Consider the following 22,290-nt stretch of genomic DNA (forward strand, 5'->3'; position numbering starts at 1 on the left):
GGATTGCGCCGGTGCCACGCGCGCGAATGCGTAAGCGACCGCGCGTTACTTCGAGATGTACCACAGCGCATCGGTGCTGACGCGCGAAGGCTGAGCGGCGGCAGCCGGTGCCTGAGCCGGTGCGGCCGGCTGCGTGTTCGACGTCACGGCTGTCGGCAGCGTGGCGGGAATATTCGACGTCGATGGCGATGCCGCCGCCGATCCCGACGTCGACGGCGTATTCAGATACCAGAGTGCATCGGCCGAGGCCGTGCGTTTCGTCGCCGGATTGGCCGCCGTAGTCGCTGCCGCATCGGCGGACTTCTTCGAATTCGAAGCGGCAGCCGTCGCCGCACCCGGCCGCTGCGTGGCCGTACCCGTCTGCGCGGTCATGCCCGCGCCTCCGGCCGCGCCACGCTGCGCGCGCGCCTCGAACGGCCCGAGCTGAAAGATTAACGTTTGCGCGGGACGCGTCAAAACGGCATACGGAAACTGCAGCTCCCACGACATCAGCACGCGGCCCGACGACGTTTCGGCGAAGATCGCCGGCACGTGCTTCATGTCGCTGAACTGCACGTAGATCCGCGCACCGTCGTCGAAGACCTGGGTCGGCTTGGCCTGGTCCGCGCCCGTGACCGACCATCCGAAGTTGTACGTACCGGCCGGGCCGGCAGGGCCGCCCTGCGGCGGCGGAGGAGGCGGGGCCGGCGATACCGTGCGCGGGCGAGTGACCTGCGGCGCCGCGACGCTCAGGCTCGCGAACGGGTTGTACGCCTGTTGCTGTTGCGGCGGCGTAAAGGACGGTGGAAGGATGGGCATGGGAGTATCCGGCGAATCCGGCATGGTCCGGATTGCATCATAGACCTTGCGCGCATACGCGAGGCGCTTGTCGGGCGACGCGGAGTTGTACGCGCCGATCGCGTTCCAGTTGGGACCGAGCTGGCGGATGTTCTGCGACAGGATCCACGCGCCGACATACGCGTTCGTGCACGGATCGAACAGGCTTTGCTGCGTGATGCCTTCGCGCGCGAGCGTCGGCAGCCACGTGCTGTTGATCTGCATCAGGCCGATGTCGAACGTGCCGTTCGTATTCTTATTGACGGCGTTCGGATTCATCCCCGATTCGACCTGCGCGATACCGCGCATCAGGCTGACGCTCACGTGCTGGAATGTGGCCGCGTCGTCGAGGCAATCGGCGCGCGCGACGCCGTGCAGCACGCACGACATCGCAATCGTCGAGGCGACCTTCAGCGTTTCGCGGCTGATCGAACGGGTTGTCTGACACGGCATGGCAGGATGGGGCGGAATCCGGCCGCCCGGTGCAAGGAAATTACGCGAGACGCGAAGTGTGCCATAGCGAGCAGACAAATGGCTCGCGTCAAACTTTCCTTTGCATTTGCCCGTGCGCTCGTCGCGCATTTTTATCGCGTCGGATCAGCGGTCGAGACGAAGTTGGATCGGTAAAAATGGCCGTCTTTTCGGCGCATGCCGGTGCAATGGCGACGCTCGGAAACCTGACGCATTGCGTCAGTCACGTCGGGAGAGCGGGGCAGAATCAATCGGAGTGGAAATCGCCCGGCAGTCGGTATCCGGGCCGAAAAGGGCGATGAAAAGACGATCGAAAGACAACGGCGGCCGAAGCCGCCGTGCGAGGAAATGCGGTTCCGGCCGGCCGCGCGGCGCGCAACCGGCCGTTTCGCATCAGAAGCGGTGACGCAGGCCGAGGTTGACCATCGTCTGCGAACTCGTGCCCGCATAGCCGTACGAACCGATCGACGCCTGCGCGGCCATCGAGCCGCCGTGGCCGTCGCCGGTCTGGCCGCTCGCGTGCTGGTACGCGGCGGTCAGGTAGACGTCGGTGCGCTTCGACAGGTTGTAGTCCGCGCCGGCCGATACCTGGTGATAGGTGGCCGACGTGTCGCCGCCCGAGCGCGTGTAGCTGTAGCCGACGCCGACGAGCAGCGCGTTCGTCGCCTGGTAGTTCACGAAACCTTGCCCCGTGTTGTAGTGCTCGTTCGAGCCGAACACCGCGCTCGCGTCGCGGCGGTACTGCGCGTTGCTGTAGCCGAGGCCGAACGTGAACGGGCCGGCGACGTACTGGCCGGCGACGCGCGCGATGCCGATCGAGTGTGCGCTCGCATAGCCGTTGTTGATCGGGCCGTCGAAGGTGCCGTCCGACGAGCTGGTCCAGCCGCTGCGCAGGCCGTTCGACGCGGGGCTGTTGGTCGCGTGGAAGTAGCCGCCCGCGACGCTGAACGGGCCGTTGTTGTACGACACGGCGGCCGAATACGATTGCGCGGAACCCGTGCTGCCGGCGATGCCGCCGAACGAGTACATCGCCGAGAACTGCAGGCCCGAATAGACGGCCGACGTGTACTTCACCGCGTTGTCGACGCGGAAGCTGTTGTCGTAGTTGTCGACGTCGCCCGGCGTCGCGAACACGCTGCCTAGAGTGTTGTCGGCGGTGATGGCCTGCACGAGGTCGACGAGCGGATCGTACTGGCGGCCGAACGTGAGCGTGCCGTAGCGGTCGCTCGTCAGGCCGACGAATGCCTGGCGGCCGAACAGGCGGCCGCCCTGGCCCTGCCGGCCGTTGCTCGGGTCGAAGCCGTTCTCGAGCTGGAACAGCGCCTTCAGCCCGCCGCCGAGATCCTCGGTGCCTTTCACGCCCCAGCGGCTGCCGGCCAGGTTGCCCGCGCTGCTGTTGCCGAGCATCCACGCGTTGTCCTTGCCCTGCGCGTGGTTCACATAGGTGATCGACGTGTCGATCACGCCATACAGCGTGACGCTCGACTGCGCATGCGCGACGGGTATCGCCGCGAATGACGCGATGGAAATCAGCGAGAGGGTCGTGCGTTTCATTTCATCTCCTTGCGCATTGGCTTGTGTTCGTGATCCGGAATGGCAGGAGACTACCGATTCGGAGCAAAGCGGCAAAAATGAAATTCTCTTTTGTGGTCTGAAGCAGACAGGGATGTCCTGCGAAATTCACCATTGATGGATTTGAATTATTGTAGATCGCGTATTAATTAGTTTTCATTTTTGCGATTTACCTATGGCGTTTTGCATATCCGGTGATAATTCCCGGCGATTTTCGGGGAAATGGTGGCGGCCCGGCTATTGTTATTGTTCCGTCAAATAATTATTTAATGAATTGAATTGGCCGGGCTGAAATGCATGTGTTAGCGGCGTATCGCCTGCGGCCGGCGACGGCATCGCGGCTTCGCCCTCCAGCGCTGCCGCGTCGCCGCCGCGCACCGAAACCGCGGTCGCAGGCTCGCTTTTGTATATAATAATCATTCTCATTTACAAAATTGCCGCCGCCTGCACACTCCGGAACCCGGCCATGTCCGCTGACAAGCTGTCTCTCCATCGAGAAATCGACGCCCTCTATGCCGGCCATCACGTGTGGCTGCGCGGCTGGCTGAGCCGGAAGCTCGGTTGCGCGCACCGCGCGGCCGACCTGGCGCACGACACGTTCATGCGCCTGCTCGTGCGCGACGAGCCGATCGGCGCCGACGAGCCGCGCGCGTTCCTGACGACGGTCGCGCAGCGCGTGCTGAGCAACCACTGGCGGCGCGAGCAGATCGAGCGCGCCTATCTCGACGTGCTCGCGCAGCGTCCGGAAGCGTATGCGCCGTCGCCGGAAGAGCGGGCGGTCGTCCTCGAGACGCTGCTCGAAATCGACCGGCTGCTCGACGGCCTGCCGCTCGCGGCGAAACGCGCGTTCCTGCTCGCGCAGCTCGACGGTCTTACGCAGGCCGAGATCGCGCGCGAACTCGGCGTGTCGCTCGCGACGGTGAAGCGTTATCTCGTGAAGGCCGGCACGCAGTGCTTCTTCGCGATGGCGGCCTGACCGATGGCCGCCCCGGGAGCGCCGGCGGTGCCGCCGCACGTCGCGCGTCGCGCAGTCGAATGGTGGGTCGACCGGCAGGCCGGCCGCACCGACGACGCATTCGACGCCGCGCTCGCGCGCTGGCGTGCCGAGGATCCGGCGCACGACGCGGCATGGCGTCATATCGAAACGATGCAGCGCAGGTTCGGCCGGCTGGCGGCGGGGCTCGATACGCAGGCCGCGCACGCAGCGCTGCTGCCGCCGCGTGCGGGCCGCCGCCGCGCGGCCGTGAAGGCGCTGGCCGTGCTGCTGTTCGCGGGCGGCGCCGCGTGGATGGCCGAGCCCGCGCGGCGCGCGGCGATCTGGCCGGCCGACCTGCGAACGGCGGTCGGCGAGCGGCGCACGGTGACGCTCGCGGATCGCACGGTCGTCGTGCTCGATACCGATACGGCGCTCGACGTGAGCTTCGACGACACCGTGCGTCGCCTGCGCCTGCTGCGCGGCACGATCATGGTGACCAGCGGCCACGATGATCGCGGGCCCGCACGGCCGCTCGTCGTCGCGACCGCGCAGGGCGAGCTGCAGCCGCTCGGCACGCGCTTCGCGGTACGGCAGCGCGACGGCGCGACGCGCATCGAGGTGTTCGCCGGCGCGGTGCGCGTGCAGCCGGCTGACGCGACGGCCGGCACGCGCGTGATCGCGGCGGGAGAGGGCGCGGATTTCACGCGCGACGCAATCGGCGAGTCGGCGCCGCTCGATGCGTATGCGTCCGCGTGGACGGACGGCATGCTCGTCGCGTCGCGCATGCGGCTGGCCGACCTCGTCGCCGAACTCGACCGCCATCGCCGCGGCAGCCTGCGCTGCGATGCGGCCGTGGCCGACCTGCGCGTGTCGGGCACCTATCCGCTCGACGATCCCGCGCGCGTGCTCGACACGCTGAAGGCGACGCTGCCGATCGACGTCGACTACCTGACGCGCTACTGGGCGACGGTCGTGCCGGCCCGTTCGTGAGCGCTGCGAAAAAATTTTCCGCCGACCTGAGCTGTTTTTCGACGCTCGCGTGACATGGGTAATGAAAGCAGCACTGGCCCATCGTCCACCGACTCTCCGATCATGGTTTCCATCCGTCTCACGTATCGGCGCCGCCCGGCGCCCGCCCGTCATCTGCCGCGTGCATTGCGCCCGGCCACGCTCGCCGCGTCCGCCGCGCCGGGCCGCTTCGTGCGCCGGCTGGCCGGCGCCGTCCTGCTGTCGGCGCTGCTGCCGCTGCCCGCGCTGGCCGATACCGACGCCGATGCGGCGCCTGCCGCGCAGCGCGCATTGCGTCGCGCGTTCGACATTCCGGCCGGCCCGCTCGAAGCGACGCTGAACCGGTTCGGGCGTGACGCGGGCATCCTGCTCGCGTTTCCGGCCGAGCTGACGGCCGGCCTGACGAGCGGCGGCGTCCAGGGCCGGTTCGACGTCGACGGCGCGTTCGACCGCCTGCTGGCGGGCACGGGGCTCGTCGCGCTGCGCCAGCCGGGAGGCGGCTACACGCTGATGCGCGCGAACGGCTCGATCGCGCAGCCTGCGGCGACCGGCGCGGCGGCCGCCGCCGAACTGCCGACGATCACGGTGCGCACCCGCGCGCTGCGCGCCGAGAGCTATCGCGCGCCGAAGGAAGCGGGCGTGCTGCGTTCCGAGATTCCGCTGCTCGACACCGCGCAGGCGGTCAACGTCGTGCCCGCACAGGTGCTGCGCGACCAGCGTCCGCGCAATCTCGACGACGCGCTCGGCAACGTGAGCGGCATCACGCAGGGCAACACGCTCGCGGGCACGCAGGACACGATCATGAAACGCGGCTTCGGCGGCAACCGCGACGGTTCGATCATGCACAACGGGATGCCGATCGTGCAGGGGCGTTCGTTCAACGCGGCGGTCGACAGCGTCGAGGTGCTCAAGGGGCCGACGTCGCTGCTGTACGGGCTGATGGATCCGGGCGGCGTCGTCAACGTCGTCAGCAAGCAGCCGCAGCTCACGCGCTACAACGCGATCTCGCTCGGCGCGTCGACGTTCGGGCACGGCAAGAACGGCGGCAGCGCGACGTTCGACTCGACGGGGCCGGTCGGCGATTCGCGGCTCGCGTATCGGCTGATCGTCGACCAGTCGAACGAGCAGTACTGGCGCAACTTCGGCGAAAACCGCCAGACCTTCGTCGCGCCGTCGCTCGCGTGGTACGGCCGCGATACGCAGGTCGCGGTGTCCTACGAGTACCGCCAGTTCCATTCGCCGTTCGATCGCGGTACCGCGCTCGACCCGCGCACCAATGCGCCGCTCGACATTCCCGCGCGGCGGCGGCTCGACGAGCCGTTCAACAACATGGACGGCGAATCGCATCTCGCGCAACTGAGCGTCGATCACCAGTTCAATGCGGACTGGAGCGCGCATCTCGGCTACAGCTACAACCGCGAGACCTACGACGCGAACCAGTTGCGCACGACCGGCGTCGATCCGGTGAAGGGCACGCTGTCGCGCAGCAACGATGCGACGCACGGTTCGCTCAGCACCGACAGCTACGGCATCGCCTACGTGAACGGCAAGATGACGCTCGCGGGGATGCGCCACGACGTGCAGCTCGGCGTCGACAGCGAGTATCGCCGCATCTATCGCAAGGACATGCTGCGGCAGGCCGTGAAGACGCCGTTCAGCTATATCGATCCCGTGTACGGATTGCTGCCGCCGTCGAGCACCGTGTCCGCGAGCGACAGCGACCAGACCGATACGCTGCACGACACGTCGGTGTTCCTCCAGGACAGCATCCACCTGACCGACAAGTGGATCGTGTCGGGCGGGTTGCGCTACATCACGTACAACCAGGTCGCGGGGCGCGGCCGGCCGTTCACGGCGAACACCGACCTCAGCGGCTCGAAGTGGCTGCCGCGCGCGGGCGTCGTGTACAAGTGGACCGATTCGTTCTCGCTGTACGGCAGCTATTCGCAATCGCTGAAGCCGTCGTCGTCGATCGCGCCGATGGCATCGGGCTACGTGATCGATGGCGCAACGCCGCCGGAGGAGGCGACCGCGTGGGAGGTCGGCGGCAAGCTCGACCTGCCGGGCGGGATGACGGGCACGCTCGCGCTGTTCAACATCGACAAGAAGAACGTGCTCGTGTCGCAGTTCAACGACACGACGAAGCTGACCGACTGGCGCACGTCGGGCAAGGCGCGCTCGCGCGGCGTCGAGCTCGACCTGACGGGCAGGATCGGCGAACGCGTGAACGTGATTGCGAGCTACGCGTACATCGACGCGAAGACGGTCGAGGATCCGCTGTACGCGGGCAACCGGCTGTGGAACGTCGCGCGGCACACCGCGTCGCTCGCGGCCGTCTACGACGTCGGCACGCTGATCGGCGGCGACGACCTGCGCATCGGCGCGGCGGCCCGCTACGTCGGCGCGCGGCCCGGCGACTCGGCGAACAGCTTCACGCTGCCGTCGTACGTGCTCGCCGATGCATTCGCGACCTACGACACGCGGATCGGCAAGCAGAAGCTGTCGTTCCAGCTCAACGTGAAGAACCTGTTCAACCGCACGTACTACCCGTCGAGCGCGAACCGCTACTTCGTCGCGATCGGCGATGCGCGACAGGTGTCGCTGCTGACCACGCTGCAGTTCTGACCACGCAATCGCCGCGCGGCCGACTCGACGGCGCGCGGCTACGGAGAAGATCCAGATGAACCGGAAGATGAAGACCGGCGCCGTGCGCGCCGTTGCCGCCGGCGCGCGGCGTCGCGCATTGCGCACGATCGCGGGCTCGGTGTTCGCGCTGTGTGCGGGCCTGGGCGCGGGTGTCCCCGCACCCGCGCTTGCAGCCGATGCACCGCCGGCCGTCACGCGCGTCGCGATGCTCGTGCAACTGCGCGGCCCGAACCTGAAGGTCGACGAGCGCATCGGCCAGCATCTCGGCGAACGCGGTTACGCGGTGCGCCTGATCGACGAATCGTCCACGCCCGATGCGGCGCGCGATGCCGACCTGGTCGTGATCTCGTCGACGGTGTCGTCGAAGAACGTGCGGCCGGGCTGGCGCACGCTCGACAAGCCGCTCGTGACCTGGGAGAACGACCTGCTCGACGATTTCGCGATGACGGGCAAGCGTCACGACGTCGACTTCGGCGAAACGGGCAAGGAGCGCTACCTGTGGCTCGTCAACGCGCCGCATCCGGTGTCCGCCGGGCTGCCGGCCGGCGCGACGAACGTGTACGGCAAGCAGGCGCCGATGAGCTGGGGCAAGCCGGGGCTCGGCGCGATCACGATCGCGACCGTGTACGGCCAACCCGACAAGGCCGCGATCTTCGCGTACGAGAAGGGCGCGACGATGGACTACGAAGCACTCGCGCCGGCGCGCCGCGTAATGTTCTTCCTCGACAACGATACGTTCGTGAACCTGTCGCCGGCCGGCGTCGCGCTGTTCGACGCGGCCGTCGACTGGGCAGCCGGGCGGCGCTGATCCGCAACGGCCACGGCGTCGCCGGGCGCGCGCGCGACTTCAGGCCGCCTGCGGCGGCGAGCGCCGCTGCGATGCCTCTTCAATCAACCGGGCCAGCATCTGCGCCGGTTCCGACATCGTCCGCCGCGCGCGATGCACGAGCCCGATGTCGCGATGGAATGTGTGGTGTCCGAGGTCGATCGCGCGCACGCCGGCCGGCCAGCGGCGATACACGGCAGTTTGCGGCACGATCGCGATGCCGACGCCGTTCTCGACCAGCTTGACGATCGCGTCGAGCTCGTCGAGTTCGCAGGTGTCGCGCACCGCGATGTGCATCTTCCGCAGGAAACGATCGACCTGGCGGCCGCCGAACGACGCGCGGTCGTAGCGCACGAACGGTTCGCTCGCGAGCAGCGCGGCCCAATCCTTGCCCTTCACGCCGCGCGGCACGATCAGCCGGAACGGTTCCTGCGCGAGCGTCGTCCAGTGCAGGTCGCTCTGCAGCGAAAACGGCGGCCGGATGATCGCGGCCATGTCGATCTCGCCCGCGTCGACGCGGTTGACCAGCTCGATCGACAGCCCCGGTATCACGCGCGTGCGGCACGCGGGCTGCCGGCGATGGAACTCGGCCAGTGCGGCCGGCAGCAGCGCGCTCTGCACCGACGCGATCGCGCCGATCGTCACGCGCACGGCGGCCGGCGAGCCGGGCGCGGTCGAGCTCAGGTTCTCGTACAGGCCGATCAGCGCCTGCGCCTGGCCGAGCACGTGATGGCCCATCTCGTTGAGACGGGCCGCCCGGCCTTGCCGATCGAACAGCGCGAAGCCGAGTTCGGCTTCGAGGCGCTGCATCTGCGCGCTGACGGCCGCCTGCGTCAGCCCGATACGGTTGCCCGCGGCGGCGAACGTGCCTTCCCGGGCGACGGCGACAAGGGTTTTCAGCTCGCGGATCATTGATCAATTCCGTTTGTGAATCGCAAAACTATATATTGATTTAATTTTTGCCTGGCGTTGTCTACCATGGTGCCGTACTCGCGCCACGCGAGCATTCCTTCACGAGGCAACCATGAGTCTTTCCCCGTTTCACCTGGCGATCCCGGTCTACGACCTGCCGGCCGCGCGCGATTTCTACGGCCGCGTGTTCGGGCTGGAAGAGGGGCGTTCGAGCACGCAGTGGGTCGACTTCGACTTCTACGGGCACCAGCTCGTGATTCACGAGCACCCGAAGACCGCATCGCAGGAAGGCGCGCATACGAATGCCGTCGACGGTCACGACGTGCCGGTGCCGCATTTCGGGATCGTGCTCGACTGGGCGAGCTGGGAAGCGCTGGCCGAGCGGTTGAAATCGTTCGGCGTGACCTTCGCGATCGAACCGTACGTGCGGTTCAAGGGGCAGGTCGGCGAACAGGCGACGATGTTCCTGTTCGACCCGTGCGGCAACGCGCTCGAGTTCAAGGCGTTCCGCGACATCGGGCAGTTGTTCGCGAAGTGACGGATCGAGCGAGTCTGCGCCGATTGAAAATGGGTGCGAGAATGCGGCCTCCGGCCGGGCCTTGTGCAGGCTCTCCGGCCTGCGCCGCGCTGCACGGCATCCGTCCGTGCGCGACGTTCCCCAAGGAACCCGTATGGACAGTCATATCGCTCCGGTGGAGCTGAAGAAGGCTTACCGTCTCCTCAATCACGGCCCGACCGTGCTCGTGTCGGCCCGCCACGACGGCGTCGACAACGTGATGGCCGCCGCGTGGGCGTGCGCGCTCGACTTCCTGCCGCCGAAGCTGACCGTCGTGCTCGACAAGTCCGCGAAGACGCGCGAGCTCGTCGAGCGCAGCGGCACGTTCGTGATCCAGGTGCCGACGGCCGCGCAGCTGCAACTCACGCATGCGGTCGGCAGCCACAGTCTTGCCGAGCGGCCGGACAAGCTGCGCGAAGCGGGCGTCACGCTGTTCGACGTCGACGGCCACGACCTGCCGTTCGTCGCCGGTTGCTCGGGCTGGCTCGCGTGCAAGCTGATTCCGGAGCCGCACAACCAGCAGACCTACGACCTGTTCATCGGCGAAGTGGTCGGTGCGTGGTCCGACACGCGCGTGTTCCGCGACGGCCACTGGTATTTCGAATCGGCCGATCCGGCGCTGCGCAGCCTGCATTACATCGCGGGCGGCAATTTCTATGCGATCGGCGAGTCGCTGCACGTCGATCCGGACGCGCAATAAGCATAGAGCGGGCCTTCTTTCCCGATCCGGGCGCGCGGCTCACGCGCGCTTTTTCAATTCCGCCAGCATCGCTTCGGCGAACGCCTGCGCGACGCGCGGCAGCGTGCGCCCGCGCTTCGTGACGAGCGCGATCGGCCGCACGAACGCGGGATCGTCGATCGGCTTCGCGACCAGTTCCGGTTCGGCACGCACCTCGCGCGCGGTCGCGGGCAGGATCGTCACGCCGAGGCCGCCGCGCACCATCGCGACGGCCGTCATCATGTAGGTCGGTTCGCACGCGATGTCGGGCGTACAGCCGGCCGCCTCCAGCGCGGCGTCGACGACGCTGCGCACGCTCGTGCCCTGCGCAGTGAGTACGAGCGGCACGCTTGCGACATCGGCGGTGCTCACGCGGCGCTTGCGCGCGAGCGGATGATCTTTCGGGCACACGACGACGAGCCGGTCGGCGCCCGCGTACAACACTTCCAGCGACGCATCGAACGTGTCGCCGCCCGTCAATCCGAGATCGGCTTCCTCGTTGCGCACGAGCGCGGTGACGAGGCTCGCGACGCCGTCGCGAATCTCGAAGCCCGCGCGCGGCACGTCGCGCCGGAACGACTGGATCAGCTCCGGCAGCACGCTGGACGCGAACGTCGGCAGGCACGCGAGCCGCACCGTGCCGCTCGCGCCTTCGCCGAGCGCGCGCGCATCGCGCAGCACGCGCTCCATGTCGTCGAGCGAGCGCTGCAGCAGCGGCAGCAGTTCGCGCCCGGTCTGCGTGAGCGCGACGCTGCGGCTGTTGCGGTCGAACAGCCGCGCGCCGACGATTTCCTCGAGCCGGCGGATCTGCACGGTCAGCGCCGGCTGCGACAGGTGCAGCCGCGCGGCCGCGCGCGTGAAGTTGCCGGCGTGCGCGACGGTGACGAACGCGCGGATGTCGCGAAGATTCAGATCCATAACGATTCGTGATTGCTGCGATCAAATCATTTCAATTGTGCTATCGCTGCGCCGACCTTACGCTCGTCTCCAACAAAAGACAAGGTAGGAGACACGGATGCTGCCGTTACTCGGGCTTGGCACGATCGTCGTGCTGCTGGCCGCGATTCTTTCCAAACGCATGTCGCCGCTCGTCGCGCTGATCATCGTGCCGATCGCGGCGTCGCTGATCGGCGGTTTCGGGCTGCACACCAGCAAGTTCGTCATCGACGGGCTGAAGGGCCTCGCGCCCGTCGTCGGGATGTTCGTGTTCGCGATCCTGTATTTCGGGACGATCACCGACGCCGGCACGCTCGACCCGATCATCGACCGCATCCTGCGCGCGGTCGGCACGCGGCCGACGCGCATCGTGATGGGCACGACGCTGCTCGCGCTGCTGATCCATCTCGACGGCTCGGGCGCCGTCTGCTTTCTCGTGACGATTCCGGCCGTGCTGCCGCTGTACGACCGGCTGAAGATGGACCGGCGCGTGCTGGCCGCGGCCGTGTCGATGGCCGCGGGCATCAACTTCCTGCCGTGGACGGGGCCGATGATCCGCGCGTCGGCGTCGCTGCACCTGCCGGTGTCGGCGCTGTTCAACCCGCTGATTCCGGTCCAGGCGATCGGGCTCGTGTTCGTGTTCGGCGTCGCGTACTGGCTCGGGCGGCGCGAGGAGAAGCGGCTCGGCCTGTCGCGCGACGATGCGTCGATCCCGCTGCCGACGCGCGAACTGACGCCCGACGAGCAGGCGCTGCGCCGCCCGCACCTGTTCTGGTTCAACCTCGTGCTGACGCTCGTCGTGCTCGGCACGATGGTCGTGATGGGCGAGAAGATCCCGCCCGCGATCATGTTCATGGTCGGGCTGTGCATCGCGCTGATGGTGAATTACCCGGACGTCGACATGCAGCGGAAGCGCGTCGACGCGCATGCGCGTGCGGCGCTGATGATGGCCGGCATCCTGCTCGCGGCCGGTGTGTTTACGGGGATCATGCAGGGCAGCGGGATGCTGAAGGCGATGGCGCAGGCCGCGGTCGGTTTCGTGCCGCCGTCGATGGCCGGCCATATTCCGGTGGTGCTCGGTTTCGCGTCGATGCCGCTCAGCATGCTGTTCGATCCCGATTCGTTCTATTTCGGCGTGCTGCCGGTGATCGCGGAGGTGGCCGGCCAGCTCGGCGTGCCGGCCGTGCAGGTCGGACAGGCCGCGTTGCTCGGCCAGATGACGACCGGGTTTCCGGTCAGCCCGCTGACGCCCGCGACGTTCCTGGTCGTCGGCCTGTGCGGCATCGAGCTGGCCGAGCATCAGAAATTCACGTTCCCGCTGCTGTTCGGCGCCTCGATCGTGATGACGATCGCGTGCGTCGTGCTGGGCATCTTTTGATCTTTTGATCTTTTGATTTTTCCCGGCGGCGCAACCCGCCGGACGACGGTACGGACATGACAGCAAAGCAACCTGAACGGCGCGTGCGCATCGGCGCGGGCGCCGGCTACTCGGGCGACCGGATCGAGCCCGCGGTCGAACTGGCCGAACACGGGCAGCTCGACTATCTCGTCTTCGAATGCCTGGCCGAGCGCACGATCGCGATCGCGCAGCAGGCGCGCCGCAAGGATCCGGCGCTCGGCTACGATCCGCTGCTCGACGCGCGGATGCGCGCCGTGCTGCCGGTCGCCGTGCCGAACGGCGTGCGCATCGTGTCGAACATGGGCGCGGCGAACCCGCGTGCGGCCGCGCAGCACACGGCACGGATCGCGCAATCGCTCGGCATCGCGGGGCTGAAGGTCGCGGCGGTCGAAGGCGACGACGTGCTCGACGTCGTGCTGCGCGGCGCGTTCCGTTTCGAGGAATCGGGCGACGAAGTCGCCGCGTATCGCGACCGCATCGTGTCCGCGAATGCGTACCTTGGCGCCGCGCCGATCGTCGACGCGCTCGCGGCCGGCGCGGACGTCGTGCTGACCGGGCGCGTCGCCGATCCGTCGCTGTTCGCCGCGCCGCTGATCCACGCGTTCGGCTGGCGGATGGACGACTGGGACACGCTCGGGCAGGCGACGGTCGTCGGCCATCTGCTCGAATGCGCGGGGCAGGTGACGGGCGGCTATTTCGCCGATCCCGGTTACAAGGATGTGCCGGATCTCGCGCGGCTCGGGTTCCCGATCGGCGAAGTCGCGGCCGACGGCTCGGTCGTGATCACGAAGGTGGCGCATGCAGGCGGCCGCGTGAGCGCGGCGACCTGCAAGGAACAACTGCTCTACGAAATTCACGATCCGGCGCGGTATCTGCAACCCGACGTCGTCGCGGATTTCACGCGCGTCGCGGTCGCCGAGGAGGCCTCGGATCGCGTGCGCGTGACCGGCGGGCGCGGCACCGCGCGGCCCGATACGCTGAAGGTGTCGGTGGCCTACATCGACGGCTACATCGGCGAAGGCCAGATCTCGTACGGCGGCCCGGGCGCGCTCGAACGCGCGCGTCTCGCACTCGACATCGTCCGCGAGCGGCTGGCGCTGACCGGCGTCGCCGCGACCGAGTTGCGCTTCGACCTGATCGGTGTCGATTCGCTGTATGGCGACGCGACGCCGCCCGTGCGCGGCGAGCCGGCCGAGGTGCGGATGCGGGTGGCCGGCCGCGCCGCGAGCGCCGATGAAGCGGCGCGGATCGGCAATGAAGTCGAGACGCTCTATACGAACGGGCCGGCCGGCGGCGGCGGCGCGTTCAAGTCGACGCGCGAGGTGATCGCCGTGCAGTCGGTGCTGCTGCCGCGCGACGCGGTGACGCCGTCGTTTTCATTCGTGGAGGCATGATGCAACTGCGTGAACTCGCGCATGCGCGCACCGGCGACAAGGGCAATACGCTGAACGTGTCGGTCATCTGCCGCGATCCGCGTCATTACGACCATCTGCGCGCGCATCTTGATGCCGACACGGTGAAGGCGTGGCTCGCGGGCATCGTGCACGGCGACGTCGTGCGCTACGAATTGCCGGCGCTGGGCGCGTTCAACTTCGTGCTGCGCGATGCGCTCGGCGGCGGCGTGACGCGTTCGCTCGCGCTCGATGCGCACGGCAAGTCGGTCAGTTCGGCGCTGCTGGCGATCGACGTGCCCGACCCGGCGTGACGGCAGACGTCGCCGCCGGGGTGCGGGCATCAGGTCACGGAATCAGCAGCTCGCGACGCCCGTCCGCGTATTCGATGCGCTCGCCGGCGATGTGCAGGCGCTGGTCCTTTCGATAGTCGTAGACCGCGCGCGACGCGGCGAGCTGGTCGAAATCGAGCTCGACCGCGTGACGCGATTCGGTGTTGCCGGCTTCGAAGATCAGGTTGCCGAACGGATCGACCGCGAGGCTGCCGCCCGCGAAGACTACGTCGTGCGAGCTGTCGCCGACGCGGTTGGCGACCACCGCGAACACCTGGTTTTCCATCGCGCGCGCCGACGCCGACGTGCGGTGGACGTAACGGTACGGCTCCATGTTGCCGTCGGTGATGAGGATCAATTGCGCGCCGAGTGCGGCGAGCGCGCGGCCGGTTTCCGGGAATTCGTTGTCGTAGCAGATCAGCAGGCCGATCCGCACGCCGCGCCACTCGACCGTCGCGTAGCGGTCGCCGGGCAGCACGACGCCGTGCTCGCTCACCCACAGATGCGTCTTGCGGTAGCGCAGCGCGATGCCGTCCGGCGTGACGAACACGGTCGTGTTGTAGAAGCGGCCGCCATCGTTCTCGATCAGCCCGACCACGACGGCGACGTCGCGCGCCCGTGCGGCCGCGATGACCGCGCCGATGCTCGGGCCATCGAGCGGCTCGGCCACTTCGGCGAGATTCGCCGGATCGAGGAAGCCGGTGAGCTGCGCTTCCGGAAACATCACGACGTCGGTGCCGGGCGCGCAGGTCGCGATCGCTTCGAGCGTGCGCTGCAGGTTGTAGTGCGTGTCGCCGTCGCGGCCGGCGAGCTGGACGATGTCGAGCTTCAGTTTCATGGGCGATTTCGGTGGGCGGGACCGGCGCGGCCGGCCCCGCAACGGTGGATGTCGGAACGCCCGAGTATGCGCCGAACCGCCGGTTTTCCCATCCCGCCGGCGTGTTAACCCGTCGGGGGTATTGATCTCGCGTGCGTTCGCCGGCCCGGTTTCGCTTTTTTTTCACCGGTCTGACCAGTCGAACCTCAAGTTGCGTCTCGCGCGGTCGTTAAGGACGATTGAGTGCCCATTTGACCAATCGACAACAACGCGGCAACCGGAGATCACCGTCATCATGCTGTCATCGATTCGCGCCCGGATTCTGGCGACCTGCGTCGCCATCGTGGTCACGGCCCTGGCCGTGACAGGCGGCCTTGTGTACTACGTCGTCAAGCAACACAACGACGCAACCATCGACCAGAACCTGCAGTCCGTCCTGACCGGCCACGCGCTCGCGCTCGACGAGTGGGTCGCGAGCCGCGCGCAGCAGACCCAGGCGCTCGCGGACACGCTGGCGCCGGGCGAAGGAGACCCGCTGCCGGCGCTGACGCTGCTCGGCAAATCAGGCGGCTTCCAGGTGCTCACGCTCGGCCTGCCGGACCGCACGGCGTTCTCGAACGTCCCGCTCGCGGCCGGCTACGATCCGACCGCGCGCCCGTGGTTCAAGCAGGCGGTCGAGGCCGGCCGGCTCGTCGTCACGGCGTTGTACCGCGACGCGTCGACCGGCAAGCCCGCCTTTGCGTTCGCCGCACCGATCGTTCGCGGCGGCGCGCTGAAGGGCGTGCTCGCGGCGAGCCTCTACATGGAGCGCGCGAGCGCGATCGTGGCATCGATGCACCCGACGCCGTCGAGCTTCGCGTTCCTGGTCGACAAGAGCGGGCGCCTGATCGCGGGCGCGAAGACCGATCTGATCATGAAGCCGGCCGTCGAACTGTCGCCCGAACTGACGCCGGAGCGCCTCGCCGGCCTGCAGGCGGCGACCGAACCGGTGGCGATCGACGTGGACGGCGTGACCAAGCTGCTCCGCGCGCGCCCGATCGCCGGGACGGACTGGTCGCTCGTCATGGCGCTCGACCGGTCGGACGTGACGGCCGGCATGCGGGCCGTCGCGACGACGACGCTCATTGCGATCCTCGTCGTCGCCTGCGTCGCGGCAGCGCTCGTCGGCGCACTGACGAACGCGGCATTCAAGCGCGTGCTGCTCGTGCGCGACGCGCTGACCGACGTCGCGAGCGGCAGCGGGGACCTGACGAAGCGGCTGCCGGCCGACGGCAGCGACGAGGCCGCGCAGATCGCGCGCGCCTTCAACCTGTTTGCTGAAAAGATCAGTGCGATCCTGCTGCAGATTCGCGGCTTCAGCGAATCCGTGAGCGTGGCGAGCGCGGAGATCGCGCAGGGCAACCAGGATCTGTCGAGCCGCACCGAACATGCGGCATCGAGCCTGCAGGAGACGGCGGCGGCGCTCGAGGAGATCGCCGGTACTGCGCGCAACTCGGCCGATGCAGCCACGCAGGTGAGCCAGCTGGCGGAATCGGCGTCGGGCGTCGCCGTGCGCGGCGGCGAGGTGGTGAGCGAGGTGGTCGCGACGATGGGCGAGATCACGAAGGCGTCGGCCGAGATCTCGAACATCATCGGCGTGATCGACGGCATCGCGTTCCAGACCAACATCCTCGCGCTGAATGCGGCCGTCGAGGCGGCGCGCGCGCACGAGCACGGGCGGGGCTTCGCGGTCGTCGCGGGCGAGGTGCGCACGCTCGCGCAACGCAGCGCGGTGGCGGCCAGGGAAATCAAGCAGTTGATCCAGTCGTCCGTCGAGAAGATCGAGGGCGGTTCGGGGCTCGTGAAGACGGCCGGTGCGACGATGGACGAGATCGTCGAGGGCGTGCGCGGCATCACGAGCGTGATCGCGGAAATGACGGTCGCGGCGAACGAGCAGAGCACCGGGCTCGCGCAGGTGAACCAGGCCGTGTCGCAGCTCGATCACTCGACGCAGCAGAACGCGGCGCTCGTCGAGGAATCGGCTGCCGCCGCGGCGCTGTTGCGCGAGCAGGCGGCGCAGCTCGCGCAGACAGTCGGCGAATTCAAGCTCGCGGGTTCGCACCGGGCCTAGACGGCATCGGTTTGATCCGGCCGCGGCCGCCGAAGGCTGCGGGAAGGTTGTACGAAGGGCGCGAGAACGGGCAGGCGGAACGGGCGCCGCGCGCTATCCGTCGGTCTGCGCCTTCAGGAACAGCGAAAACAGCTCCGACTGCGAATTGATCGCGAGCTTCGCGTAGATGTTGCGCCGGTGCACCTTGACCGTTTCCGCGGAAATCGACAGCTTGTTCGCGACTTCCTTGTTCGAGCGGCCGCTCAGGATCAGCCGGATCACGTCGAGTTCGCGCGCGGTGAGCGGCGTGCCGAGCCGCGCCATCGCATGCTCGAAGCCGTCCTGCCCGTCGGGTCCGGCCCGGCGCGGCGGCGCGGGTTCGGCGTCGGCGGGAGTGTGCTCGTACGCGAGGCGCTGGCGCATCAGCCCGGCCACCCAGGGCCGGACCAGGTCGAGCAGCGCAACCTGCTCGGGGCTGAAGCGCCGCTTGCTGCCGAGCGACAGGCACAGCGTGCGCGTGGCGTCGAGCACGACGTTGAACTGCACCTCGTCCTCGACGACGTTGTGCGTGAAATAAAGCGTGTAGTACTCGGTGTCGCGAAAGCATTCGGGCGCGACGTCGGACAGCCGGAACAGGCCGCTCTTCGGCGCGTCGCGGTTCGCGATGTAGAACGGGTCCAGCAGGTACAGGCCCTGCACGTAGTCGCGGAACAGCGGGTCGGGGCCATCGCCTTCGTACGGGCATTCGGCGAACACCTGCGGGCGGCCGTCGTCGAACATCAGCGCGACCCAGCTGTCGACCGCGGCGTATTCGTCGATCAGCCGGATCAGCGACAGCCAGAAGCCCGGCTGGTCGAGCGACTCGATGAGCCGTCCGACCGACCGGTGCCATGCGACGTCCTGCAAGGTCAGGTTCATGCGTCAGTCCCGTCAGTCCCGTATGGGGCCGGTCGACGCGCGCTTGCGATGCCGCGCCGTGCGTGTACGCTACGGGCTCGCGGGTGCATGCCCGCGCGCGCGGCACGGGCTGCGCGTTTCGACCGGATCCTGCAATGAAGAACGAGATCGTAACGCCGGCCGGCACGAATGGCGAGGCCGGGCGCTGCTGCCGGTTCGCGGCCGTTGCCGTGCGTGGGTGCGCTGGCCGCACAGGCGGCCGTGGCCGCGCCGCCGGAGTCGTGCAACGACCGGTTGACGCAACTGATCGTGCGCATCCGCAACCCTCCGCTGAACGTCTTTCCAATTCGAACCGACCGAACGCCCGTCATGACTGACCTGCACCGGAATAAACGCCGCAAGCCGTTCACGGCTTCGCTCGCCGCACGTGCCGCACTCGCGGTGCTTACCGCATTCTCCGCGTTGTCGCCTGTCTACGCGGCCGATCCGATCCATCCCGACCGTCAATTGCAGACGTTCATCCACGACAGCTACGGCAAGTGGCGTGCGGACCGCAAGGGCTGGCAGTCGGACGCGGGCGACTTCGTCTATTCGCCGTGCGGCTCGCTGCGCGTCGCGACCGCGGACGGCCCGCGGTATCTGCTCGCGATGTGCGGCGAGACCGAAGCGGCCGTACAGAACGGAATGCCGGGCATGGATGCTGACGCCACGCCGGGCACGGTCGATCTGTACGTGTTGCAGCCTTCGCCGGACGGCAAGACGCTCGAATCGGTGCTGAAGAAGACGGACATCGCGTCGGGCAAGCGCGGCGAACCGGGCACGGTGCGCATCGAGCGGCTCGGGCCGCACCTGTTCGGGTTCGTCATCGGCGACGACGATACACGGCAAGGCTATACGCAACGCCTCCGCTCGATCTGGCTGCCGCACGGCGATGCGCTGGTGCTGGCGGCGGCGCGCATCAACGAGGCACTCGACAATGCGGAGTCGACCGAATGCGCGAACGCCCGGGCGCGCTGCGAGGAGCGTCGCTTCGAGATCGCGCCGGACATGGCCGGCACCGGCGACGTCTATCCGCTCATCGTGACCGAAACCGGCACGCGCGGCGACCACGCGGTCCGGGCGCGTTACACGGTGAAGTTCGATGCGGCGCGCGGCCGCTATATCGTGCCGAAGGCGCTGCGGGAAGGGTATTGAGTGGTTGCGGCGCGACGCGAAGGCCGCGTCGCGCCCACCGCGCATCACACGTACAGGTAGCGTACGAGATGGAAGAACACCGGCGCGGCAAAACAGATCGAGTCGACGCGATCGAGCATCCCGCCGTGGCCCGCGATCATCGAGCCCCAGTCCTTCGTGCCGAGCGAGCGCTTGACGGCCGACAGCACGAGCCCGCCGACGAAGCCCGCGATCACGATCGCAAGCGAGATCCCGAACGCCGCACCGAAGCTGAACGGCGTCACGCGATACAGCGACGCGCCGCACAGCGTCGCGAGCAGGCCGCCGCCGACGAAGCCTTCGATCGTCTTCGACGGCGACAGCTGCGGCGCGATCTTGCGGCGCCCGAACAGCTTGCCGACGACGTACTGCAGCACGTCGCTGATCTGCACGACGACCAGGAAGAAGAACAGCAGCAGCGCGTTCTGCCCAGCATAGTGCGGAATGTCGAGGATCAGCACGGCCGGCGCGTGGCTCAGCCCGTACACGCACACCATCAGCGCCCAGTTGATCTTCGCGTTGCGGCTCAGGAATTCGCGCGTGTCCTGCGTGAGCGCCGACACGAGCGACATCGCGAAGAACAGGTGCACCGGCACGAAGATCGAATACATCCCGTACCAGTCGATCCCGAGCAGCAGGTACTGCACGGGGATCGCGACGAAGAACGCGATGAACAGCGTCGTGTGGTCGCTTGCGGTGGTCGGCGTGAGCGTGATGAATTCGCGCAGCGTCAGGTACGACAGCAGCGCGAACACGAGATACGTGACGTTGTTGCCGAGGCCGATCGCGATGGCCATGATCGCGATCATCGCCCACCACGCGCGGATGCGCTGGTTCAGGTTGACGATGGTCGAGCTCGTGCCGCCGCTGCGCGCGCCGAGGATCGCGCCGATCACGGTGGCGATGACGAGCACGCCCGTGACGCCCGCGACCAGTTCCCAGAAAAGAGTTCGCATGGAGATATCCGCAAAAAGGGAGAGGAGGGGGCGGTGTTCAGCCGGCCGGCCGCTGCGGCGGCGCGAGCGCGACGATCGCGTCGCGCATGCGGGCGAGGAACGTCGGCTTGTCTTCCTGGGCGCCGAGCGCATCGTTCGCGCCGAAGTGCACCTTGCAGATCAGCGGCACCGGCCAGATCGCACCCTTCGGCATGATCCGTTGCAGGTTCTCGAGATAGACGGGCGCGAGCGCGACGTTCGGGAACTCGGTCGCGAGGTGGAACAGCCCGCTCTTGAACGGCTGCGGCAGGATCTCCGCGCCACGCGTGCCTTCCGGGAAGATGATGATCGAATGGCCCTGCTTGAGCGCGTCGCGCACCGGGTCGAGGGGATCGCCGCCGGATTCGCGGTGACGGTCGATCAGCACCACGTTCAGCAGCTTCTGCGCGATGTGGCGCTTCGTGTCGCTGCTGTCCCAGTAGTCGCGCGCGGCGACCGGCCGCACGACCGCGCGCACGTTGCGCGGCAGCGCGGCGAGGATCGCGAGCGTGTCGATGTGGCTCGTATGGTTCGAGAAGTAGATTTTCTGCGTCGGGGACGGCGGCGCCTGATGCCAGACCGGATACGCGCCGGCGACGAGCCGCACGATGGACAGCAGGAAGTCGCGCTGCCAGACGTTGACGATGTTCATCGGCGCGGTGCCTCCTGCCTGCATGCCCGGCCGCGGGTGCGGCGGACGGGATCCCGGAATGCCGGCGCGGCAGGATGCGCGCCGGACGGCCCTTGTTTAAATTTATTCAAGTTCGTGGCTGCCTGTCGCAGGTCCGCGATAATCGGACGGTTCGCCGTCATACCCCGTTGCGTAGCGGCGAATTTGCCGAGCGGCGGCGTGATGATCGGCTGTTGCACGAGCGCCCGTTTGCAGTTCGAATGGATCTTCGCTGCGATCGGGCCAGCGGATTATCGCGAGTTTCCGTCAAAAACGCCAGATTGGCGCCGCGCGGGCGGGCCGGGGCGTGCTTGACGCATCGGGGCGGCTCGGCGACGATGGGGGCCGTCCATTGAAGGCCGACGAAGGCCGTTTCGCCGCCCGGGGCATGGCGGCGGGAAACGTGTCCGACTGTGCCGCGCGAATAATACGAATACGAAACGATGAGCCTCTACGCACTCAAACCCAAATTCCAGGACCGTCTGCGCCCGTTCGCGAATTCGCTCGCCGAACGCGGCGTCACCGCCAACCAGGTCACGCTGTTTGCGGCCGGCGGCTCGATCGTCGTCGGCGCGCTCGCCGGGCTCGGCGTATTCGCCCGCGCGCTGTTCCTGCTGATTCCGCTGTGGCTGTTCGCGCGGATGGCGCTCAACGCGATCGACGGCATGCTCGCACGCGAGCACGGGCAGAAGAGCACGCTCGGCGCGTACCTGAACGAGCTGGGCGACATCGTGTCCGATGTCGCGCTCGTACTGCCGTTCCTCGCCATTCCGGCGTTCGCTCCGGCGGACGTCTGGCTGTTCGCGCTGACGGCGGTGATCGTCGAATGCGCCGGGCTGATCGGGCCGCTCGTCGGCGCAACGCGCCGCTACGACGGCCCGTTCGGCAAGAGCGACCGCGCGCTGGCCCTCGGCGCGTTTGCACTGTGGATCGGCTTCGGCCTGCCGGTCGGCAGCATCGCCGCATGGCTGTGGCGCCTGCTGATCGTGCTGTCGATCGTGACGGTGGTGCGGCGCGTGCAGGCCGGCATCGCCGAAAAGGGCGGTTGACCTACGAGGCGCCGGAGGGCGGC

21 protein-coding genes are annotated in these 22,290 nt (G+C 67.9%); 12 read left to right on the top strand and 9 right to left on the bottom strand.

Annotation, left to right across the window (positions count from 1 at the left end; all coding sequences use genetic code 11):
• Positions 1-45 precede the first annotated feature (45 nt).
• From ABD05_RS12580 to ABD05_RS38300, 3 genes are all read right to left on the bottom strand, one after another.
• On the bottom strand, positions 46-1,269 hold the full coding sequence (locus ABD05_RS12580) for a lytic transglycosylase domain-containing protein (protein ID WP_047900408.1): 1,224 nt from the start codon (positions 1,267-1,269) through the stop codon (positions 46-48).
• A 411-nt stretch (positions 1,270-1,680) separates the two neighbouring features.
• Positions 1,681-2,841: a porin gene (locus ABD05_RS12585; protein ID WP_047900409.1), complete on the bottom strand. Its 1,161-nt coding sequence runs from the start codon at positions 2,839-2,841 to the stop codon at positions 1,681-1,683.
• A gap of 261 nt (positions 2,842-3,102) precedes the next feature.
• Positions 3,103-3,285 carry a hypothetical protein gene (locus ABD05_RS38300; RefSeq protein ID WP_158361584.1) on the bottom strand — a complete coding sequence of 61 codons (183 nt, stop codon included), beginning with the start codon at positions 3,283-3,285 and terminating at the stop codon, positions 3,103-3,105.
• 40 nt (positions 3,286-3,325) lie between these two features.
• On the opposite strand from ABD05_RS38300, the gene ABD05_RS12590 reads away from it, so the two are divergent.
• From ABD05_RS12590 to ABD05_RS12605, 4 genes are read left to right on the top strand one after another with little or no spacing between them, the layout of a single operon-like run.
• The gene (locus ABD05_RS12590) at positions 3,326-3,835 is read left to right on the top strand and encodes a sigma-70 family RNA polymerase sigma factor (RefSeq protein ID WP_047900410.1); all 510 of its coding nucleotides are present in this window, start codon (positions 3,326-3,328) and stop codon (positions 3,833-3,835) included.
• 3 nt (positions 3,836-3,838) lie between these two features.
• Positions 3,839-4,825: a FecR domain-containing protein gene (locus tag ABD05_RS12595; RefSeq protein WP_047900411.1), complete on the top strand. Its 987-nt coding sequence runs from the start codon at positions 3,839-3,841 to the stop codon at positions 4,823-4,825.
• A 54-nt stretch (positions 4,826-4,879) separates the two neighbouring features.
• Positions 4,880-7,468: a TonB-dependent siderophore receptor gene (locus ABD05_RS12600; protein WP_047900412.1), complete on the top strand. Its 2,589-nt coding sequence runs from the start codon at positions 4,880-4,882 to the stop codon at positions 7,466-7,468.
• A gap of 55 nt (positions 7,469-7,523) precedes the next feature.
• The gene (locus ABD05_RS12605; RefSeq protein WP_047900413.1) at positions 7,524-8,297 is read left to right on the top strand and encodes a hypothetical protein; all 774 of its coding nucleotides are present in this window, start codon (positions 7,524-7,526) and stop codon (positions 8,295-8,297) included.
• A gap of 39 nt (positions 8,298-8,336) precedes the next feature.
• On the opposite strand, the gene ABD05_RS12610 is transcribed toward ABD05_RS12605, so the two are convergent.
• Entirely contained in the window at positions 8,337-9,227 is an 891-nt protein-coding gene (locus ABD05_RS12610) for a LysR family transcriptional regulator (RefSeq protein ID WP_047900414.1), read from the bottom strand.
• 112 nt (positions 9,228-9,339) lie between these two features.
• Here ABD05_RS12610 and ABD05_RS12615 point away from each other — a divergent pair, with 112 nt between their 5' ends.
• Together ABD05_RS12615 and ABD05_RS12620 are read left to right on the top strand one after the other, a co-directional pair.
• On the top strand, positions 9,340-9,765 hold the full coding sequence (locus ABD05_RS12615) for a VOC family protein (protein WP_034183320.1): 426 nt from the start codon (positions 9,340-9,342) through the stop codon (positions 9,763-9,765).
• Between the two features lie 133 nt (positions 9,766-9,898).
• A complete protein-coding gene (locus tag ABD05_RS12620; RefSeq protein ID WP_047900415.1) occupies positions 9,899-10,483 on the top strand; it encodes a flavin reductase family protein in 585 nt (194 codons plus the stop codon).
• A gap of 39 nt (positions 10,484-10,522) precedes the next feature.
• On the opposite strand, the gene ABD05_RS12625 is transcribed toward ABD05_RS12620, so the two are convergent.
• Positions 10,523-11,419: a LysR family transcriptional regulator gene (locus tag ABD05_RS12625; RefSeq protein ID WP_047900416.1), complete on the bottom strand. Its 897-nt coding sequence runs from the start codon at positions 11,417-11,419 to the stop codon at positions 10,523-10,525.
• A gap of 97 nt (positions 11,420-11,516) precedes the next feature.
• Between ABD05_RS12625 and ABD05_RS12630 the strand changes: the two genes are divergently transcribed.
• Genes ABD05_RS12630 through ABD05_RS12640 form a run of 3 tightly spaced genes read left to right on the top strand, consistent with a single transcriptional unit; the run spans position 11,517 to position 14,541 of the window.
• Complete coding sequence (locus ABD05_RS12630; protein WP_047900417.1) at positions 11,517-12,815, top strand: CitMHS family transporter; 1,299 nt, start codon at positions 11,517-11,519, stop codon at positions 12,813-12,815.
• A 56-nt stretch (positions 12,816-12,871) separates the two neighbouring features.
• Positions 12,872-14,230, top strand: coding sequence for an acyclic terpene utilization AtuA family protein (locus tag ABD05_RS12635; RefSeq protein ID WP_047900418.1), 1,359 nt, complete (start codon positions 12,872-12,874; stop codon positions 14,228-14,230).
• Positions 14,230-14,541, top strand: a complete 312-nt coding sequence (locus ABD05_RS12640) for an AtuA-related protein (protein ID WP_047901190.1) — start codon at positions 14,230-14,232, stop codon at positions 14,539-14,541. Before ABD05_RS12635 ends, ABD05_RS12640 begins: the two co-directional genes overlap by 1 nt.
• A gap of 34 nt (positions 14,542-14,575) precedes the next feature.
• Here the strand turns inward: ABD05_RS12640 and ABD05_RS12645 are convergent, their stop codons facing one another.
• On the bottom strand, positions 14,576-15,397 hold the full coding sequence (locus tag ABD05_RS12645; protein ID WP_047900419.1) for a carbon-nitrogen hydrolase family protein: 822 nt from the start codon (positions 15,395-15,397) through the stop codon (positions 14,576-14,578).
• A 274-nt stretch (positions 15,398-15,671) separates the two neighbouring features.
• Between ABD05_RS12645 and ABD05_RS12650 the strand changes: the two genes are divergently transcribed.
• The gene (locus ABD05_RS12650) at positions 15,672-17,486 is read left to right on the top strand and encodes a methyl-accepting chemotaxis protein (RefSeq protein WP_047900420.1); all 1,815 of its coding nucleotides are present in this window, start codon (positions 15,672-15,674) and stop codon (positions 17,484-17,486) included.
• 93 nt (positions 17,487-17,579) lie between these two features.
• Here the strand turns inward: ABD05_RS12650 and ABD05_RS12655 are convergent, their stop codons facing one another.
• Positions 17,580-18,383: a helix-turn-helix transcriptional regulator gene (locus ABD05_RS12655; RefSeq protein ID WP_047900421.1), complete on the bottom strand. Its 804-nt coding sequence runs from the start codon at positions 18,381-18,383 to the stop codon at positions 17,580-17,582.
• Between the two features lie 348 nt (positions 18,384-18,731).
• Here ABD05_RS12655 and ABD05_RS12660 point away from each other — a divergent pair, with 348 nt between their 5' ends.
• Positions 18,732-19,556, top strand: a complete 825-nt coding sequence (locus tag ABD05_RS12660; RefSeq protein WP_047901191.1) for a hypothetical protein — start codon at positions 18,732-18,734, stop codon at positions 19,554-19,556.
• A gap of 44 nt (positions 19,557-19,600) precedes the next feature.
• On the opposite strand, the gene ABD05_RS12665 is transcribed toward ABD05_RS12660, so the two are convergent.
• Both ABD05_RS12665 and ABD05_RS12670 read right to left on the bottom strand, forming a co-directional pair.
• A complete protein-coding gene (locus ABD05_RS12665; protein WP_047900422.1) occupies positions 19,601-20,530 on the bottom strand; it encodes a phosphatidate cytidylyltransferase in 930 nt (309 codons plus the stop codon).
• A 37-nt stretch (positions 20,531-20,567) separates the two neighbouring features.
• On the bottom strand, positions 20,568-21,200 hold the full coding sequence (locus ABD05_RS12670) for a lysophospholipid acyltransferase family protein (protein WP_047901192.1): 633 nt from the start codon (positions 21,198-21,200) through the stop codon (positions 20,568-20,570).
• Positions 21,201-21,661: 461 nt separating this feature from the next.
• On the opposite strand from ABD05_RS12670, the gene ABD05_RS12675 reads away from it, so the two are divergent.
• Positions 21,662-22,267, top strand: coding sequence for a CDP-alcohol phosphatidyltransferase family protein (locus ABD05_RS12675; RefSeq protein WP_047900423.1), 606 nt, complete (start codon positions 21,662-21,664; stop codon positions 22,265-22,267).
• Positions 22,268-22,290 lie beyond the last annotated feature (23 nt).

Source organism: Burkholderia pyrrocinia (assembly GCF_001028665.1).
GTDB lineage: Bacteria > Pseudomonadota > Gammaproteobacteria > Burkholderiales > Burkholderiaceae > Burkholderia > Burkholderia pyrrocinia.

Coding starts and splice junctions, on each gene's coding strand:
- ABD05_RS12585 (WP_047900409.1), bottom strand. CDS start 2,841: ATGAAACGCACGACCCTCTCGCTGATTTCCATCGCGTCATTCGCGGCG.
- ABD05_RS12650 (WP_047900420.1), top strand. CDS start 15,672: ATGCTGTCATCGATTCGCGCCCGGATTCTGGCGACCTGCGTCGCCATC.
- ABD05_RS12595 (WP_047900411.1), top strand. CDS start 3,839: ATGGCCGCCCCGGGAGCGCCGGCGGTGCCGCCGCACGTCGCGCGTCGC.
- ABD05_RS12655 (WP_047900421.1), bottom strand. CDS start 18,383: ATGAACCTGACCTTGCAGGACGTCGCATGGCACCGGTCGGTCGGACGG.
- ABD05_RS12610 (WP_047900414.1), bottom strand. CDS start 9,227: ATGATCCGCGAGCTGAAAACCCTTGTCGCCGTCGCCCGGGAAGGCACG.
- ABD05_RS12630 (WP_047900417.1), top strand. CDS start 11,517: ATGCTGCCGTTACTCGGGCTTGGCACGATCGTCGTGCTGCTGGCCGCG.
- ABD05_RS12620 (WP_047900415.1), top strand. CDS start 9,899: ATGGACAGTCATATCGCTCCGGTGGAGCTGAAGAAGGCTTACCGTCTC.
- ABD05_RS12615 (WP_034183320.1), top strand. CDS start 9,340: ATGAGTCTTTCCCCGTTTCACCTGGCGATCCCGGTCTACGACCTGCCG.
- ABD05_RS12605 (WP_047900413.1), top strand. CDS start 7,524: ATGAACCGGAAGATGAAGACCGGCGCCGTGCGCGCCGTTGCCGCCGGC.
- ABD05_RS12645 (WP_047900419.1), bottom strand. CDS start 15,397: ATGAAACTGAAGCTCGACATCGTCCAGCTCGCCGGCCGCGACGGCGAC.
- ABD05_RS38300 (WP_158361584.1), bottom strand. CDS start 3,285: ATGAGAATGATTATTATATACAAAAGCGAGCCTGCGACCGCGGTTTCG.
- ABD05_RS12675 (WP_047900423.1), top strand. CDS start 21,662: ATGAGCCTCTACGCACTCAAACCCAAATTCCAGGACCGTCTGCGCCCG.
- ABD05_RS12640 (WP_047901190.1), top strand. CDS start 14,230: ATGCAACTGCGTGAACTCGCGCATGCGCGCACCGGCGACAAGGGCAAT.
- ABD05_RS12580 (WP_047900408.1), bottom strand. CDS start 1,269: ATGCCGTGTCAGACAACCCGTTCGATCAGCCGCGAAACGCTGAAGGTC.
- ABD05_RS12625 (WP_047900416.1), bottom strand. CDS start 11,419: ATGGATCTGAATCTTCGCGACATCCGCGCGTTCGTCACCGTCGCGCAC.
- ABD05_RS12660 (WP_047901191.1), top strand. CDS start 18,732: ATGACTGACCTGCACCGGAATAAACGCCGCAAGCCGTTCACGGCTTCG.
- ABD05_RS12600 (WP_047900412.1), top strand. CDS start 4,880: ATGGGTAATGAAAGCAGCACTGGCCCATCGTCCACCGACTCTCCGATC.
- ABD05_RS12665 (WP_047900422.1), bottom strand. CDS start 20,530: ATGCGAACTCTTTTCTGGGAACTGGTCGCGGGCGTCACGGGCGTGCTC.
- ABD05_RS12590 (WP_047900410.1), top strand. CDS start 3,326: ATGTCCGCTGACAAGCTGTCTCTCCATCGAGAAATCGACGCCCTCTAT.
- ABD05_RS12670 (WP_047901192.1), bottom strand. CDS start 21,200: ATGAACATCGTCAACGTCTGGCAGCGCGACTTCCTGCTGTCCATCGTG.
- ABD05_RS12635 (WP_047900418.1), top strand. CDS start 12,872: ATGACAGCAAAGCAACCTGAACGGCGCGTGCGCATCGGCGCGGGCGCC.